Genomic DNA, 16,485 nt, shown 5'->3' with positions numbered 1-16,485 from the left:
CATTTTTTTGCTATAATGAAGACATGAAAACCTACCAGAAGATTTATTTACTATTAAAAGAAAAAGACGACTATGTCAGCGGAGAAGACTTGGCGCAGGAATTGGGGATTTCTCGGACTTCCATTTGGAAAGCCATACGCCAGTTAGAAGCACATGGTCTGACCATTGAAGCAGCCCGCAATCGTGGCTACAAATTGGCCGAGGGTGATTTGTTGCTGCCAGATTTGATTTCACAGGAGCTCCAACTCCCTGTCCACCTCAATGCCGATAGTGATTCGACCCAGCTAGATGCCAAACAAGGTATTGAAGCAGGTCATGCGAGCCCTGCCCTCTATCTAGCTCCCTATCAGAATAAAGCCAAGGGACGATTTGGGCGGCCATTTTATGCCTCCAAATCAGGCGGTATCTATATGTCTCTCCGCCTTTCACCCAATGTCCCCTTCCTTGAATTTAAGCCCTATACCATTCTAGCCGCAGCCGCTGTGGTCAAGGCCATTCAGTCCCTCTCTGACCTAGATATCCAAATCAAGTGGGTCAATGATATTTACCTGGGGCAGAAGAAAGTTGCTGGCATCCTGACCGAAGCCATTTCTTCCATGGAAAACCAACGGGTGACCGATGTCATTATTGGAGTGGGTATCAATGTCCATATAGATGATTTTCCAAAAGAACTCCGGCAATCAGCCGGTAATCTCTTCGACGACCAGCCTCCCTTTACCCGCAACCAGTTGATTATAGCCATTTGGAAAGCATTTTTAGAAACCGATGACAAGGAACTCATTGCCCTTTATAAAGAAAAATCACTTGTTGTTGGCCAACAAGTGAGCTTTGTAGAAAATCAGGTTGAATTTAAGGGAACTGCCATCGCAGTCACCGACACAGGCAATCTAGTCATCCAACTGGATAACAGCAAGGCAAAAATCATCTCCAGTGGAGAAATCAGCCTTACTTCTTGGTCTGCTTCTCCATCAAACGAATAAAGCGTGTCACCTTGTAGGCAAAGTGAAGATTGCGAAAGGCGATAAAGGCAAAAATACCTGCAAGCAAAAAATCCTTAGAAAGAATGGAAGTATTCATAAAATAAATAGAGATAATTGTCGAAAGAGACAAAAGAAGAAATTGTGACAGTTTCATAGATAAATTATACCAAAAAATCTAACATCTTCACTTAAAAAACTATCTTTTCAGATGTATTCATAAAATTATAACGAATTTTTCCATCCTACCATGCCTGGTTTAGACAAGGAAATCAGAACAAATAAATACATTGACAGCTAACCGTCGCTATGCTATACTTTAGGTACTGCGAGAATGGTTCGCTTTGTCAAGTGAATCAAAAAGACCCCCAACGGTGCGAACGTTGAGGGGTTTTATTTTGCCCCACAGGGCCTACTTGTTACGATTGTTTAGCCAGTACTCAAACAGGATTGTTAGGATACTAACCAACAATGGTGCAAGAAACAATGCGAGAAAAAGTTCCATTGCCAAGTAAATCACCTCCCTTCATACATTTCGGGGGGCGATACTATCATAACAGAGAGTGAGTGAGCTTGTCAATCTATGGAAAATACTTGTCTTAAATCAGTCGACTGGCTGATTTTTTATATCCCTTCTTTCTATGTATACTAGCTAAACAAGAAAAACACCAACTCAGTCGGTGCTTTCTTAAGGAGATTATGAAAAATATTTAGGATTGATTATAGTATACCTTAGTCAACCACATTCCACATCAGTCCTAAGACCGATATTGCTATCAATCATTTACTATCTCAACGGTGTCTGCTAGAAAGCCAAATTCTTCTGGAACAGGGCTTTCTTCTTTTTCTCTTTCTTGTGTTTTTTGCCCCTTGGCCTTGGCTGAAAATTCAGCCCGAATGCTGACCCAATCTTCTTGAGCAATAGCCAAAATCTGTGGCGAAAAGCCTGCTGCCTTGCTGAGTATATTACCAAACATGGTATTGAGATTGTCTCGTTTCATAGTCTGTTCAGCATTGAGTGGGGATTCAAAGGCCAAAATCGCATGATTTTCATTCGCAGCGACTGGCTGGGAGCCAACAAGTAAGGCACGATCTGCTCCTGATAAACTCTCGATAATTTCTCCCCAGGCATTTTGCAAGCGAGTCAAATTTTCACGCGCCAATGCTGGATTTTCCATGGCTTCTTGCAAAATAGCATGAACCTTGCTGGTATCCAATCGGTACTTCTTCGGCGCCTGTGGCTTGCGTGAAACTGGCTTAACAGCACTCTGTTGATTTGAGAGTTGGCTTAATTGTTTCTGTAGGTCTGCTACTTGTTGTTGCAAACTGCTTATTTGGCTGACCACATCTGCTGGTAGCTCTGCCATTGCCCCCGAAGCAGAACCACTTTCAGCCAACCGAATGGTCATCATTTCAGCGTAAATCTTAGGTTGAGGGCTAGACTTGATATCCGCCAGGCTCTTGGTCACCAACTCAATCATGGTGAAGATCCGCTCCTGAGCCAGTGCTAGATTGTCCGTAAAACCAGCAGTCAGATGGGTATTCTCACCGCCCGTCTGCACGATAAGGAGGTCACGCAGGTAATGCAAGAGGTCCGTCGCAAAACGGCTCATGCTCTTGCCTTGGTCAAACAAGGTCTGCAGATGACCCAGTGCCGACACACTATCCGCCTGACGCAGACTAGCTATATAGTCATCCAGAGCACGCAGACTGATGGAACCCGTGATTTCCTCTGCGATTTCCAAGGTAACTGTCTGGTCATGGCTGAGACTGAGGGCCTGGTCGAGAATAGACAGAGCATCCCGCATTCCCCCTTCTGCCCGACGGGCAATAATGGTCAAAGCTTGGTCGTCAAATCCAAGACCTTCCTTGGTCAAGATTTGAGCCAAATGGGCCTGAATATCCGTGACCTTGATGGACTTGAATTCAAAACGTTGCACCCTGGATAAGATAGTAGCAGGAATCTTATGCAACTCTGTAGTCGCAAGAATAAAGACCACATTCTCCGTCGGCTCTTCCAAGGTTTTCAAGAGGGCATTAAAAGCCCCTGTCGATAGCATGTGAACCTCGTCAATGATATAAACCTTGTAGGTCGCAAGGCTAGGCGCATAGGTCGATTTGTCCCGAATATCACGGATTTCATCGACACCATTATTGGATGCCGCGTCAATCTCAATCACATCTTCCAGACTGCCCTCGGTAATGGCCTGACAGATGTAGCAGTCATTACAAGGCTCGCCACCCACCTGATTGGGACAGTTCATGGCCTTGGCAAAAATCTTGGCTGTCGAAGTCTTACCCGTACCACGAGGCCCAGAAAAAAGATAGGCATGGCTAATTTTCCCCTGCTCAATGGCCTGCTTGAGCGTGGTCGCCACCACCTCCTGCCCCACCATCTCCCCAAAGGTCTGGCTGCGGTATTTCCGATATAAAGCTTGGTACATTACCCTTTTTCTCCAAACATAGCAAAATTCCAGTCTGTTTTCTCCACCAGGAGCGCAACAAACTGCTCTAAGTACTCTTGGTCAATGGCATCATAATCCGCTACCAATCTCGAATCCAAGTCCAAAACGCCCAAAAGCTGGTCGTTTTTCAGCATGGGTACTACGATTTCCGAAAGGGCTGCCGCATCGCAAGAAATATAGTTATCATGCAGACGGACATCGTCTACGAGAATGGTCTGGCGTTTAGAAGCAGATTCACCGCAGACACCTTTACCAAGTGCGATGTGGACACAGGAAACGCCACCTTGAAAAGGCCCTAAAATCAATTCTTGGCCATCATATAAGTAAAAACCTGTAAAGACAGAATTTGGTAGAGCCTGATTGAGCAAAGCTGAGGCATTAGACAAATTGGCAAGTGCATTGGTTTCGCCGTCTAATAGGGCCTCCAACTGAGCCAATAATAATTGATACGTTGAGATTTTTTCTTGTTTCATCATAGGAACATTATAGCATAGATAGTCCAACTTTTATAGCCTGAGGGAAAAAGAAAAGGCTTGCGCCTATTTCCATATCCATAAGATAATCAGGACATCAATCAAGACACCCACAGCCCAAGCCAGTTGAAAATACTTCTTCTGGGTTTTATGGCGGAAATGAGTACCACCCGCCCAGGCACCTAGACCTCCACCCAAGTAGGCCATGAGTAATAAAGTTTTTTCTGAAATCCGATAAGCATCCTTTCTAGCCTTGCCCTTATCCAGACCATAGGTCAGAAACACGACTATATTCCAGACCATCAAGACCATACTCACCATTTGTTGAATGGACATTGTCTTCTCCTTCTCTCACATTTCTTTTATAACTCTATCACAAACTATCTGACAGCACAAGAAAAAACGGCTCGGAAAGCCGAACCGTTACAAACTTGCTAGGGTATCTTCCAACCACTTGAGCTGGGCACGATTGCGCTCGATAGCTCGGGTCAAAATCAAGTAGTGACCATAGTTGTCTTGAATACTCTCCTTGGTTGAGAAAAGCTCAACCTTGCGACTGTCTAGGTGTTTCAAGTGCTTGGTGACTAATTCAATTTGATTCTCCAACAAACCTGGTATCCGTGGATCTTTCTTATCACGGATAAAGAACATCTTAATAGAAAACAGATCCTTTTGTTGAGGAGTTTCATCATTTGGAATGGATAGCCAATCTTCCAAAATCTGACGACCTGTCGCAGTCATAGCATACTGCTTCTCTTTTTCATTGCCAGGGACCGCATGACAGGTAATCAATTCTTCCTTGGTCATGCGTTTTAGCTCTGGATAGACTTGACTATGAGCTACCTGCCAAAATTCTCCTAAATCGCGTTGAACATAGTCGGTAATCTGCTTACCAGTTACCATCTGACCGCTAGCACCCATTATCCCTAGTATAATATGGGGTAATATTCTCTGCTTGGGCATCTTAACCACGCTCTCTTAAAATACTCTCCACCTTGGTGTTGATCAAGTCGATGGCTACAAGATTGCTGACGCCTTCAGGAATGACGATATCTGCATAGCGCTTAGTTGGCTCGATAAACTGGTGATACATAGGTTTCACCACCGAGGTGTACTGTTCAATGATACTATCTAAGCTACGCCCACGTTCTTCCATGTCTCTCTTAATGCGGCGAATGATGCGAATGTCATCGTCTGTATCGACAAAGATTTTAATATCCATCAAATCCCGCAACCGTTTGTCTTCCAATACCAAAATACCTTCCACAATAAATACATCTTGTGGCTCCTGACGATAGGTTTTATCTGAACGGGTGTGCTGAGTGTAATCATAAATCGGAATATCCACTGAACGCCCTGCTAACAATTCACCAATGTGGTAAATCATCAAATCCGTATCAAAGGCTAGTGGATGGTCATAATTGGTTAGTATCCGTTCTTCAAAGGTTAGGTGTGACTGATTCTTATAGTAGGAATCGTGTTCAATCATTGATATGCGAGCATTTGGGAAATTATCCAGAATGGCACGCGACACACTTGTCTTGCCACCCCCAGATCCGCCGGTTACGCCAATAATAATGGGTTTCTGAGTCATCATCATCTCCTTCTATTTTCAATACTATTTTACCATGAAACATGGTATAATGGAAAGGATAACACATAAAGAAATGAGAATTTATGCTAAATTTTGGTATTATTGGCACTTCAGACATCAGCCACAAGTTTATTTCCTCTGCTCATTTGAGTAAATATTTCCAATTATCAGCGATATTTTCAAGAAAATTGGAAACCGCTATGTCATTTTCAACAAATTACGAAAATGTAATTTTATACACAGAATGGATAAAATTTCTTTCTGCACCGATCGATTTGGTCTATATTGCCAGTCCAAATGCCTTGCATTTTGAGCAAGCCAAGGCAGTCCTTTCTGCTGGTAAACATGTGATTATTGAAAAGCCAATGGTCTCAACACCGCAGGAACTGACCCAACTTCGTCAGATTGCCAAGGAAAATGGAGTCTATCTGTTTGAAGCAGCCCGTAACTACCATGAAGCAGCCATCACTATCATTAAGGACTTCTTGAAAGATAAGACGGTTTGGGGTGCCAACTTTTCCTATGCCAAATACTCTTCCAAGATGCCTGAGTTACTTGCAGGACAAACTCCCAATATCTTTTCAGCTGATTTTTCAGGCGGAGCCTTGATGGATTTGGGCGTTTATACGCTCTATACTGCCATTGGGCTCTTTGGTAGACCAAATGCAGCCCGATACGCTGCCCACCAGCTCCCTTCATCCATTGATTTGAATGGGACTGGGCAACTAATCTACGATGATTTTCTAGTGACTATCCAGGTTGGGAAAAATATCACCAGCAACCTGCCAAGTGAAATCTATACTTGTGAGGGTACCCTCACCCTCAACGCCTGCCAGCATATCAGCTCTGCTATTTTTACCAAACATGACGGTGGCCAAATTGTCCTCCCTATCCAAGCGCAGGAAGAGCCTATGCTGGAGGAGGTACAAGCTATTGCACAGGTCATTCTGCAAAACAATCATGAGCTGGCGGAAAAATGGCTGGATGTGGCTGAGGCGGTCCATCATACTCTCTACACCATGCGCCAAGACGCAGGAATAACCTTTAAGGCGGATACCCATGAAAACTAATTTCCCAACCAGCTGGACTGACCAGCTGACTCAACTTGGCTTTGAGGACTTTACGCCCATCCAAGTCCAAGCCTTCCAGCCAATCAGAACCGGCAGATCTCTCCTTGCCATCAGTCCAACAGGTACGGGCAAGACCCTTGCCTACCTCTGGCCTAGCTTGCTGGCTTTGACACCTAAAAAGGCCCAACAATTACTCATCCTGGCTCCCAATACCGAGTTGGCTGGTCAAATCTTTGACGTCTGCAAAACCTGGTCAGAGGCTATTGGTCTTAACGTCCAACTCTTCCTTTCTGGCTCCAGCCAGAAACGCCAGATTGAGCGACTAAAAAAAGGACCGGAGATCTTGATTGGAACTCCTGGTCGCATTTTTGAGTTGATAAAATTGAAAAAAATCAAGATGATGAATGTCAATACCATTGTCTTAGATGAATTTGACCAACTCTTCTCTGATTCCCAGTACCAGTTTGTTGAAAAAATCATTTCCTACGTACCTAGGGACCATCAGTTGATTTACATGAGTGCAACGGCTAAGTTTGACCGTCAAAAGATTGCTCAAGACATTGATACCATTGACTTGTCTGAACAGAAATTGGATAACATTCAACATTGCTACATGATGGTGGACAAGCGTGACCGCTTAGAAACCCTTCGCAAGTTTGCCAATATTCCAGACTTTCGTGCTCTGGCATTCTTCAACAGCCTATCAGACCTGGGGGCCAGCGAAGACAAGCTTCTATATAATGGAGTGAATGCTGTTTCTCTGGCTTCAGATGTCAATGTCAAATTCCGCAAGGTCATCATTGAACGATTTAAGAACCACGAGCTCAATCTTTTATTGGCTACAGATATGGTTGCGCGTGGGATTGATATTGATAACTTAGAATGTGTTCTCAACTTTGACGTTCCATTTGACCAAGAAGCCTATACCCACCGAGCTGGACGGACTGGTCGCATGGGCAAGGAGGGACTAGTCATTACCCTAGTATCCAGTCCAAGTGAAGTCAAGCAGTTGAAAAAATATGCTCAAGTCCAAGAAGTTATCTTGAAGAACCAAGAACTATATAAAGTATAAGAAAAAGGAGGTCGAAACCTCCTTTTTAATGTTGTGCTGGACCATTGGCTTCCTGATCATAATAAATATGTTGGGGATTGAGATTTGGTCCCAATAATTCTGTTATCGTCACTAGATTGTAGCCCTCAGATGTGAGGAACTGTAAGACAGGTTCCAAACTATTCACTGTCGGCTGATGGATGTCATGCATAAGAATAATACAGCCTGGGCAAGCCAGTTCTTTCACTCTGCCAAGAATAGCATGACTATCTCGATTTGACCAATCCTCTGTATCCACATTCCAGTAGATCGAAGGAAGTCCCATGGCATCTACCACAGCCTGGTTGATGGCCCCATAGGGCGGTCGCATCATAGTAGGACGCTTCCCAATAGCTTTTTCAACGATAGCCTGTGTCAACTCAATTTCTTCTTTAATTTGCTCGGTTGAAAGACGTGTCAAATTTGGATGGCTCCAAGTATGGTTAGCAACTTCATGCCCTTCCGCTACCATCCGTTGTAAGATAGCTTCGTTCCCTTCTACTACACTTCCCAGTACAAAGAAGGTTGCTTTGACATTGTATTTCTTCAAGAGGTCCAAAATAAGTGGTGTCGTTGCAGGGTTTGGCCCATCATCAAAGGTCAAGGCAATCTGACGAAGAGCTTTTTTATCCACTTGATTCTGAGCAAGAAACTGATCATAATTGGCCTTATCAACATCTGCCAGATAATCTCCCTTCATAATCGCGAAGAAGTCCGAAATAGCTAGTTCTAAACTACTTACCTGAAACACTTCCTCAGATAATGCTAGGATCAATTGACTATTGGCATAGCTAAAGACGACCGTTTCCAAGTCCAGATTTTGAAACTCTGCTAAAATCCTTGCTTTTTCTGCCTCATCCACTCCTTGATTGGTCAACTTTTCCTGCAACTTATTGACCATAATGGTCTTGGCTGCATTCAAGTCCAAGAACATATCTCCCAAAGTAAAGAGTTGCTGGTCTTCCGTCAACAAAACACGTTCAGGTCTAGCTTCTTCCTCTTTTTTCACTTGCAAGGGTTGGACAGCATACTGCTCACTGTGGATTTCATGGGCTCGGACCTTCTTAAAATTAGTCTGTCCCTCCTTGGTATGAACAACAAGGACATTCTTTATTTTTCCTGACGGCTTCTTATAGCCTAACTTATGGCGGACATGGCCCACTATTTTTTGTTCTAGTTGTGCAATTCTATGCCCCGAAGGGTCTTTTGGTATGGTAGCAAGAACATGGGTAGAACCGATATTCCCCTCCTCTAAATCAGATGATTGTCCTTTCAGCACCAACTCTTCCTTTTCTTTAATAAAATGCCTTAATTGCCAATCCTGGAAATTGCGATACAAATAGATACTCGCAATCACCATCATAGCTACTAGAAAGGCATTCAAAAGAATCCAAAATAGCCTTTTCATACTAATTATTCCTTTTTCATTTTCTCTATTACTATACTATAATTTCAATCCTTTTCTGTCAAGTACACCTAGAGATTTTCTAATGGAAATCCGAACTTTTGTTTCAAAAAAAAGACTGCCTAAGCAATCTTTTAGACTTAATTTGCACGAATGACTTCTACACGGTAACCATCTGGATCGGTCACGAAATAATAACGACCTGGACTACCTGGCAAGCCCTTGATGTCTGTCGTTGGGTAGCCTAACTCCTTATGCTTAGCATTATCACCTTCCAAATCATCGGAAGAAAGGGCCAAATGCGAGAAGCCATCGCCTACGATATAAGGACCATGGTCATAGTTATAGGTCAATTCAATCTCAAAATCATCCCCTTCAAGCGCCAAGTAAACCAAGGTAAACTTGTGCTCTGGATAGTCTTTGCGACGAGTTTCTTTAAATCCGAAAGCTTCCTCATAAAATTTTTGTGAAGCTTCTAAGTTTTCAACACGTAAGCAGGCGTGCAACATTTTTTTACTAGCCATAACAAACTCCTTTTGACTGTTTATGTTTTGATTATAGCATAAACGCCGTAAAAAAACTCCTATTCAGTATGCAAAACACCTGAGGCTAGCTCAGGTGTTACTAAATTATGCTTCCAAGTAGTACTCTTTCACAATGTTCAAGTTTTCATCCAATTCGAAAACAAGTGGTGGGAAGTTTGGAATTTCCACGTCCATGATTTCGTCATCAGACAAGCCTTTGATGTGTTTTACAAGGGCACGAATTGAGTTACCGTGTGCACCTACGAATACGTTTTTACCGTCTTTCAAAGCTGGAGCAATCTTATCTTCCCAGAATGGAAGGGCACGCTCAAGCGTAACTTTCAAGTTTTCAGCATCTGGAATGACTGCTGAGTCAAGGTGTGCGTAACGACGGTCAGTATGTGCTGAATGCTCATCGTCTTTTGCCATTTCTGGAGGCAATACATCGTATGAACGACGCCAGATGTGTACTTGCTCATCACCGTATTCAGCTGCTGCTTCAGCCTTGTTCAAGCCAGTCAAACCACCGTAGTGACGCTCGTTCAAACGCCATGATTTTTCAACTGGTACCCACAATTGATCCGCAGCTTCAAGAGCCAAGTTTGTAGTCTTGATAGCACGTTTCAATACTGATGTGAAAGCAAGGTCAAAATCAATACCAGCTTCTTTGATCAACTTACCAGCATCGATTGCTTGTTGAGTACCTTTTTCAGACAAATCAACATCAGCCCAACCAGTGAAAAGGTTAGCTTTGTTCCATTCAGACTCACCATGGCGAGCAAAAACCAATTTTACCATTTATGGATTCTCCTTTATATTTTGAGGTTTCCCCTCTTATACTCCTCTATTTTACACGAAAATGTAAAAAAATGCTAGCTTTTCCACAATCTGTTTACGCTTTCATTCACTTTCATGTAAATTCAGTCTGGAGACCTATCTTTCTTCTTATGAAAAAAAATAAAATCATGGTATAATAGTTGGGCTGAACACGACAGTTCAAAACGATACCATTACAGGAGTTATCATGCAAAAAGTAGCTATCGTGTCTGCCTATCGTTCTGCCATCGGCAGTTTCGGAGGTAGTCTAAAAGATATTGAAATCGCTGATTTAGGGGCGCAGGTTCTCCAAGCAGCTTTAGAAAACAAACAAATACCAGCCAATCTTGTTGACGAAGTGATTTTCGGCAATGTTCTTTCTGCTGGGCATGGACAAAATATTGCCCGACAAATTGCTATTAAAGCTGGACTGCCAGAAACCACTTCTGCCTACTGTGTCAATAAGGTTTGCGGATCAGGTCTCAAGTCAGTCCTCCTAGCTGCCCAATCCATCATGCTTGGTGACAATGATGTGGTTGTTGCTGGGGGTATTGAAATCATGAGCCAAGCTGCCTACCTCTCCAAATCCAGCCGATTTGGAAGTAAGTTAGGCCATATTACTTTAGAAGATTCCATGTTGACAGATGGTTTGACAGATGCTTTCAACGACTATCACATGGGCATTACAGCTGAAAATGTGGCTGAACGCTATCACATCAGCCGTGAAGCCCAAGACGCCTTTGCATACGCTAGTCAAGAAAAAGCTGCCAAAGCTATTACTGAAGGTCGTTTTGTAGATGAGATTGTTCCGATTAGTCTCAATAGTCGCAAGGGAGAAAGCATTTTTGACAAGGATGAGTATCCTCGACTAACACCACTTGAAAAACTGGCGACCTTACGACCTGCCTTCAAAAAAGACGGAACGGTTACTGCTGCCAATGCTTCTGGTATCAATGATGGCTGTGCAGTCCTCCTTCTCATGTCTGAGGAAAAAGCTAACGAGCTGAACCTCACACCACTGGCCTATATAGAAAGCTATGCTACAAGCGGTCTAGATCCTGCTCTTATGGGAATGGGACCAGTTACTGCAAGCCAAAAGGCGCTTCAAAAGATTGGTAAAACTGTTGAAGATATTGACTTGTTCGAGCTGAACGAAGCCTTCGCAGCCCAATCCATTCCTGTTGTTGACCAATTAGGAGCTGACCCTGCCAAAGTCAATGTCAACGGCGGTGCCATCGCTCTCGGTCACCCAATTGGAGCTAGTGGCAGTCGAATCTTGGTCAGTCTCGTCCACGAACTCATCAAGCAAGATAAAGAGCTGGGTCTCTGTGCCCTCTGTATCGGAGGCGGTCAGGGTATTTCCCTTATCGTTTCCAATGCACAAAAAAATAGCAACTAATCATTTGTAAACAAAGGATAAAGTATGAACATCGGTATTGATAAAATCGGTTTTGCGGCACCCGATTATGTTTTAGATTTGGCTGATTTGGCCCTCGCCCGCAACATTGACCCTAACAAATATAAGGTTGGTCTTCTCCAGTCAGAAATGGCTGTCGCACCTGTTACACAAGATATTGTTACCCTTGGTGCTCAAGCTGCATCAGCTATTTTGACCGAAGAAGATAAACAGACTATCGATATGGTCATCGTCGGTACAGAATCAAGCGTAGATCAGAGCAAGGCTGCGGCTGTATCTATTCACGGTTTGTTAGGCATCCAGCCATTTGCTCGTTCTATCGAGATGAAGGAAGCCTGCTATGGGGCTACTGCTGGACTAAGCTTAGCCAAGAGCCATATCGCTCAATTTCCAGACTCAAAAGTATTGGTGATTGCTAGTGACATTGCCAAGTATGGAGTAGCTTCAGGAGGCGAGCCAACTCAAGGGGCTGGCGCCGTTGCCATGTTGGTCACAGCCAACCCTCGTATCCTGGTCCTCAATAATGACAATGTCTGCCAGACCCGCGACATCTATGACTTCTGGCGACCAAACTACGACAAGTTCCCTCGTGTTGACGGTCGTTTCTCAACAGAACAGTATACTGACTGCCTAACGACAACCTTTGATTACTACCAGAAGAAAACTGGCAAGTCACTGGAAGATTTTGCAGCCATGTGCTTGCACATCCCCTTCTCCAAGCAAGGTCTTAAAGGTTTGCAGGCCATCGCTAAAAATGAAGAAACCCTCAACCGCTTGACAGAGCGCTTCCAAGAAGCCATCGTCTATAACAAGGTTGTCGGTAACATCTACACTGGATCCATCTTCCTCTCTCTCCTTTCCCTTTTGGAAAATAGCAGAGCGCTCGAGGCAGGGGATCAAATCCTCTTTTATAGCTATGGTAGCGGTGCTGTCTGTGAAATCTTCAGCGGTTCCCTTGTTGAAGGATACCAGAAACAATTAGACCAAAATCGCTTAGAAAGCCTCAACCAACGCACTAAACTCAGTGTCGAGGAATACGAACGCATCTTCTTTGAAGAAGTTTCTCTTGATGAAACAGGCACTTCAGTTGAGCTCCCAGCAGATCCAGCACCTTTCGCTCTCATTCAAGTAGACCAACACAAGCGGATTTATCGGAAATAAAAGCCAAAACGGCGCCCTTTGGCTCTCACCAAGGGCGCTTTTCGTTAGAAATTAGAAAGAGGAAAGCATGTCAACTTTTTCAGGATTTTACAAAAAGTCACGTCAGGAGCGCATTGAGCTTCTTCACCAAAACAAACCTCTGTCAGAAACGAGCTTGGACATTCTTCATCAAGACACCAATCTTCCTGAAGCCATTGCAGGCAAGATGGCAGAGAACCATCTGGGAACCTTTGCCTTGCCCTTCTCGGTTCTGCCTGAACTACTTGTGGATGGACAGATTTACTCTGTTCCTATGGTGACAGAAGAGCCTTCTGTGGTTGCTGCTGCTTCTTTCGGCGCCAAAATCATCGCTCGTTCTGGCGGTTTTACCACCAACATCCACAACCGTATCATGATTGGACAGGTGGCACTCTTTGATGTTCCTGACCATAGCCGAGCAAGTCAGGCTATTCTCGACCAGAAAGCTACTATTTTAGAAGCTGCCAATCAAGCCCATCCATCTATTGTGAAACGTGGAGGGGGCGCTCGTGACCTGACTGTGGAAAGTAAGGATGAGTTTTTGATTGTCTATCTTCAAGTGGATGTCCAAGAAGCCATGGGCGCCAATATTCTCAATAACATGCTTGAAGCCATCAAGGACGATTTAGAAGAGCTCAGTCAGGGACAGGCCTTGATGGGAATCCTATCCAACTATGCAACCGAATCTCTGGTCACTGCCCAATGCCGTCTTGCCATCTCCAGTCTGGCTACTAGCTTCTCTATTGCCCAAGAAACGGCTCAAAAAATTGCCCTAGCTAGCAAGCTGGCCCAGGTAGATTCTTATCGGGCTGCCACTCATAACAAGGGAATTTTTAACGGTATCGATGCCGTGGTGATTGCGACTGGAAATGACTGGCGGGCGGTGGAGGCCGGTGCTCATGCTTATGCCAGCCGTGATGGACAGTACAAGGGACTCTCTACTTGGTCCATTGATGGCGATCACTTGGTCGGCTCTATTACCTTACCTCTTCCGATTGCTTCGGTCGGTGGTTCCATTGGCCTTAATCCCAAGGTGGCAGTTGCTTTTGACCTGCTCAACCAGCCAAAGGCCCGCCAACTGGCCTCCATCATCGCTTCAGTAGGGCTTTGTCAAAACTTTGCAGCCCTGCGAGCCTTGGTCACTTCTGGTATTCAGGCAGGACACATGAAACTCCATGCCAAATCCCTAGCCCTTCTTGCTGGTGCTGAGGAACAAGAAGTGGACCAATTAGTACAACTCCTACGTAAAGAAAAACACAGCAACTTAGAAACTGCACAAAAACTATTGGCAACTTTGAGACAATATAAAAAAGAGGGATAACCTCTTTTTTTAGTCAACTATTTGCTCCATGCGAAACATTTGAGGCTTCATGCCCAAGCGTTCATAGAATCGAACAGCTCCCACATTGTCTGCCCATACGTTTAGTGTGAGATTATGACACCCCTGTTCCTTGGCATAGGAAAGGGCAAAGTCATAGAATTGCTCACCGATTTTTTGACCACGTGCAGCACTAGCTACACACAAATCATCTATGAACAGGGTTTTGACCGGTTCCAAAACATCACCTGTCGCAGTCCTCAGCTCACAAAATAGATGACCAACCACTTTCCCTTCTACTTCATAAACAAAAACTGGCTTAGCTGGATTGTCCAATAATTCCCTTAATTCATCCTCAGAAAACTTTTGACCTGAGCTTCTAAAAATATCTGGTCGTGCCTGATGATGAACCTGTAAAATATCTTGCAACAATTCATTTAATACTGGAATATCTGATTGTGTAGCTTTACGTATGGTCATATAAATCTCCCCTTAATTTTGTTCTCTATTATAGCACAAGTTTGTTTTTTAACAAAATAGGTCTAAAGACCGATGAAGAATCTGAAAATTCGGTTATACTATAAGTGTATCCTAAAATTTTTCATAAATCTCCTTAAAAATCAGTCTGCTAAGGCTGGTTTTTTGTTTTCCAAAAAGTTACAAATACCGAGTAAACAAATATAGTTTGAATATATTTATTTTAAATGTTAGAATATAGTCAAGAACTATAAAAGAGAGGTCTGAATATGCCTACAATAATAAAAGATAAACAAATCAACTTTAAAGTTAACTCAGAATACTTTGAAATGGCTAAAGAAGTCTTTCAAGAAAATGGGTTAGATATTACCTCTGCATTCAACGAATTTGTTCAAGAGGTGGCCATTACTAAAACATTACCTTTTAAGACCATTGAAGAGAAGGAAAGAGAGAAATTAGTTTCTCGTCTTCAAGAAGAGATATCAGCTAGCTATGAAGAACTAAAAGCTAGTAAAGGTCTAAGTATCGAGGATGCTAGAAAGGCAGTACTAGGATAATGGAGAAATACAAAATCATTATTTCGCCAAGAGTTATTGAGCAGATTAAAAGCATCAGGGATTACATTGCCAATGTGAAGCTCAGCCCTGAAACTGCCGATAGGCTGGTAACTGCCATTTTTGATGAGATTGAGAGTTTAGAAGTATTTCCTGAACGTGGTTTTAATGCTGATGAAAAAATTGGAACTATAATTGATAGGTCCGGACGTAGTAGTCGCGGAATAACTATTCAAAACGGTAAATATATTGTCATCTATTCTATTGACAAGAGGGAAGGGTTAGTTGAGGTAGCTTTCCTGTTTTCATCTAAGACAGACTATGCAAAACTTTTCCTATAGAAATGCTTCTTTTTGTGTGACCTTTGCCTATACAAAAAAACTAACCAGCCACATCTTCCGTCATACCTTGGTCAGTCACCTGGCAGAGAATAGAGTACCACTCAAAGCAATTATGGACCGTGTGGGCCATGCAGACGCCAAGACAACTATCCAAATTTATACCCATGTTACCAAGAAAATGAAATCAAATGTGGCAGATATCATGGAAAATTACTAAAGTTTTGCTCCCTACTTGACGCAAAAAGTTTTTGCTATATTTCCAACCTCCCAGAGTCACTCTCCTGACTCTTTGACGCAAAAAGTTTTTGCTATATTTCCAACCTCCCAGAGTCACTCCCCTGACTCTGGGAGCCCCAAAACACAGAAAAAAGCCTACTGCACAACGTAGAAACGTTGATACAATAGGCTTTTTCACGTTAAATTATTTTACCGCATCCTTGAGTGCTTTACCAGCTTTGAATGCTGGAACTTTTGAAGCTGCGATTTCGATTTCTTTACCAGTTTGTGGGTTGCGACCTTTACGTGCTGAACGCTCACGAACTTCAAAGTTACCGAAGCCGATCAATTGTACTTTTTCACCAGCTGCAAGGTAGTCTGCTACTGCTGCAAATACTGCATCAACAGCTGCTGCTGAATCTTTTTTAGTCAATGAAGTTGCTTCTGCAACTTTTGCAATCAAATCTTGTTTATTAGCCATTTTGCTAAGTCCTCCAATAATTTTCTGAGATTTAACTCACCCTTATATAGTACCGAAATTTAAGCATTTGGTCAAGTTTTAAATGCTG

19 protein-coding genes and 1 pseudogene are annotated in these 16,485 nt (G+C 43.2%); 9 read left to right on the top strand and 11 right to left on the bottom strand.

The window, feature by feature from the left end; genetic code table 11:
- Nucleotides 1-23 precede the first annotated feature (23 nt).
- Nucleotides 24-980: a bifunctional biotin--[acetyl-CoA-carboxylase] ligase/biotin operon repressor BirA gene (birA, locus tag C1E58_RS05190; RefSeq protein ID WP_105209615.1), complete on the top strand. Its 957-nt coding sequence runs from the start codon at nucleotides 24-26 to the stop codon at nucleotides 978-980.
- Here birA and C1E58_RS05185 read toward each other — a convergent pair.
- The 6 genes from C1E58_RS05185 to udk form a co-directional block, all read right to left on the bottom strand.
- Nucleotides 946-1,134, bottom strand: coding sequence for a DUF3272 family protein (locus C1E58_RS05185; RefSeq protein ID WP_105209614.1), 189 nt, complete (start codon nucleotides 1,132-1,134; stop codon nucleotides 946-948). The genes birA and C1E58_RS05185 overlap by 35 nt on opposite strands.
- 619 nt (nucleotides 1,135-1,753) lie before the next feature.
- Entirely contained in the window at nucleotides 1,754-3,421 is a 1,668-nt protein-coding gene (dnaX, locus tag C1E58_RS05180; protein ID WP_105209613.1) for a DNA polymerase III subunit gamma/tau, read from the bottom strand.
- The gene (locus C1E58_RS05175) at nucleotides 3,421-3,918 is read right to left on the bottom strand and encodes a GAF domain-containing protein (RefSeq protein ID WP_105209612.1); all 498 of its coding nucleotides are present in this window, start codon (nucleotides 3,916-3,918) and stop codon (nucleotides 3,421-3,423) included. The genes dnaX and C1E58_RS05175 overlap by 1 nt, the downstream gene beginning before the upstream one ends.
- A 63-nt stretch (nucleotides 3,919-3,981) precedes the next feature.
- On the bottom strand, nucleotides 3,982-4,251 hold the full coding sequence (locus C1E58_RS05170) for a DUF1294 domain-containing protein (protein ID WP_105209611.1): 270 nt from the start codon (nucleotides 4,249-4,251) through the stop codon (nucleotides 3,982-3,984).
- Nucleotides 4,252-4,338: 87 nt separating this feature from the next.
- Complete coding sequence (locus C1E58_RS05165) at nucleotides 4,339-4,878, bottom strand: PadR family transcriptional regulator (protein ID WP_044691056.1); 540 nt, start codon at nucleotides 4,876-4,878, stop codon at nucleotides 4,339-4,341.
- A gap of 1 nt (nucleotide 4,879) precedes the next feature.
- Nucleotides 4,880-5,509 carry a uridine kinase gene (udk, locus tag C1E58_RS05160; protein WP_105113743.1) on the bottom strand — a complete coding sequence of 210 codons (630 nt, stop codon included), beginning with the start codon at nucleotides 5,507-5,509 and terminating at the stop codon, nucleotides 4,880-4,882.
- A gap of 83 nt (nucleotides 5,510-5,592) precedes the next feature.
- Here udk and C1E58_RS05155 point away from each other — a divergent pair, with 83 nt between their 5' ends.
- Nucleotides 5,593-6,579: a Gfo/Idh/MocA family protein gene (locus C1E58_RS05155; protein ID WP_105209610.1), complete on the top strand. Its 987-nt coding sequence runs from the start codon at nucleotides 5,593-5,595 to the stop codon at nucleotides 6,577-6,579.
- Entirely contained in the window at nucleotides 6,569-7,651 is a 1,083-nt protein-coding gene (locus C1E58_RS05150) for a DEAD/DEAH box helicase (protein WP_105209609.1), read from the top strand. Before C1E58_RS05155 ends, C1E58_RS05150 begins: the two co-directional genes overlap by 11 nt.
- 25 nt (nucleotides 7,652-7,676) lie before the next feature.
- Here the strand turns inward: C1E58_RS05150 and C1E58_RS05145 are convergent, their stop codons facing one another.
- From C1E58_RS05145 to C1E58_RS05135, 3 genes are all read right to left on the bottom strand, one after another.
- Nucleotides 7,677-9,077 carry a polysaccharide deacetylase family protein gene (locus C1E58_RS05145; RefSeq protein WP_105209608.1) on the bottom strand — a complete coding sequence of 467 codons (1,401 nt, stop codon included), beginning with the start codon at nucleotides 9,075-9,077 and terminating at the stop codon, nucleotides 7,677-7,679.
- Between the two features lie 137 nt (nucleotides 9,078-9,214).
- The gene (locus C1E58_RS05140; protein WP_105209607.1) at nucleotides 9,215-9,598 is read right to left on the bottom strand and encodes a VOC family protein; all 384 of its coding nucleotides are present in this window, start codon (nucleotides 9,596-9,598) and stop codon (nucleotides 9,215-9,217) included.
- Between the two features lie 105 nt (nucleotides 9,599-9,703).
- A complete protein-coding gene (locus C1E58_RS05135; protein WP_105209606.1) occupies nucleotides 9,704-10,396 on the bottom strand; it encodes a phosphoglycerate mutase in 693 nt (230 codons plus the stop codon).
- A 226-nt stretch (nucleotides 10,397-10,622) separates the two neighbouring features.
- Between C1E58_RS05135 and C1E58_RS05130 the strand changes: the two genes are divergently transcribed.
- The 3 genes from C1E58_RS05130 to C1E58_RS05120 all read left to right on the top strand — a co-directional run bounded on the left by C1E58_RS05130 (nucleotide 10,623) and on the right by C1E58_RS05120 (nucleotide 14,331).
- On the top strand, nucleotides 10,623-11,813 hold the full coding sequence (locus tag C1E58_RS05130; RefSeq protein ID WP_105209605.1) for an acetyl-CoA C-acetyltransferase: 1,191 nt from the start codon (nucleotides 10,623-10,625) through the stop codon (nucleotides 11,811-11,813).
- Between the two features lie 24 nt (nucleotides 11,814-11,837).
- Nucleotides 11,838-12,992: a hydroxymethylglutaryl-CoA synthase gene (locus C1E58_RS05125; RefSeq protein WP_105209604.1), complete on the top strand. Its 1,155-nt coding sequence runs from the start codon at nucleotides 11,838-11,840 to the stop codon at nucleotides 12,990-12,992.
- 67 nt (nucleotides 12,993-13,059) lie between these two features.
- Nucleotides 13,060-14,331, top strand: a complete 1,272-nt coding sequence (locus tag C1E58_RS05120) for a hydroxymethylglutaryl-CoA reductase, degradative (protein ID WP_105209603.1) — start codon at nucleotides 13,060-13,062, stop codon at nucleotides 14,329-14,331.
- A 9-nt stretch (nucleotides 14,332-14,340) separates the two neighbouring features.
- Here C1E58_RS05120 and C1E58_RS05115 read toward each other — a convergent pair whose 3' ends face one another.
- Nucleotides 14,341-14,808, bottom strand: a complete 468-nt coding sequence (locus C1E58_RS05115; protein ID WP_105113734.1) for a GNAT family N-acetyltransferase — start codon at nucleotides 14,806-14,808, stop codon at nucleotides 14,341-14,343.
- A 266-nt stretch (nucleotides 14,809-15,074) separates the two neighbouring features.
- On the opposite strand from C1E58_RS05115, the gene C1E58_RS05110 reads away from it, so the two are divergent.
- The 3 genes and pseudogenes from C1E58_RS05110 to C1E58_RS05100 all read left to right on the top strand — a co-directional run.
- Nucleotides 15,075-15,362, top strand: coding sequence for a toxin-antitoxin system antitoxin subunit (locus tag C1E58_RS05110; RefSeq protein WP_105113733.1), 288 nt, complete (start codon nucleotides 15,075-15,077; stop codon nucleotides 15,360-15,362).
- Entirely contained in the window at nucleotides 15,362-15,700 is a 339-nt protein-coding gene (locus C1E58_RS05105; RefSeq protein ID WP_105113732.1) for a type II toxin-antitoxin system RelE/ParE family toxin, read from the top strand. The genes C1E58_RS05110 and C1E58_RS05105 overlap by 1 nt, the downstream gene beginning before the upstream one ends.
- 28 nt (nucleotides 15,701-15,728) lie before the next feature.
- A pseudogene (locus tag C1E58_RS05100) lies at nucleotides 15,729-15,917 on the top strand (tyrosine-type recombinase/integrase); the annotation flags it as partial.
- A 204-nt stretch (nucleotides 15,918-16,121) separates the two neighbouring features.
- Here the strand turns inward: C1E58_RS05100 and C1E58_RS05095 are convergent.
- Nucleotides 16,122-16,397 (bottom strand): HU family DNA-binding protein, encoded by a 276-nt coding sequence (locus C1E58_RS05095; protein ID WP_105113731.1) that lies wholly within the window; start codon nucleotides 16,395-16,397, stop codon nucleotides 16,122-16,124.
- Between the last annotated feature and the right edge of the window lie 88 nt (nucleotides 16,398-16,485).

Source organism: Streptococcus suis, assembly GCF_002964575.1.
GTDB lineage: Bacteria > Bacillota > Bacilli > Lactobacillales > Streptococcaceae > Streptococcus > Streptococcus suis_R.
Note: the sequence above shows the minus strand (reverse complement) of the source record. Positions and strands in the feature narration are given on the sequence as shown.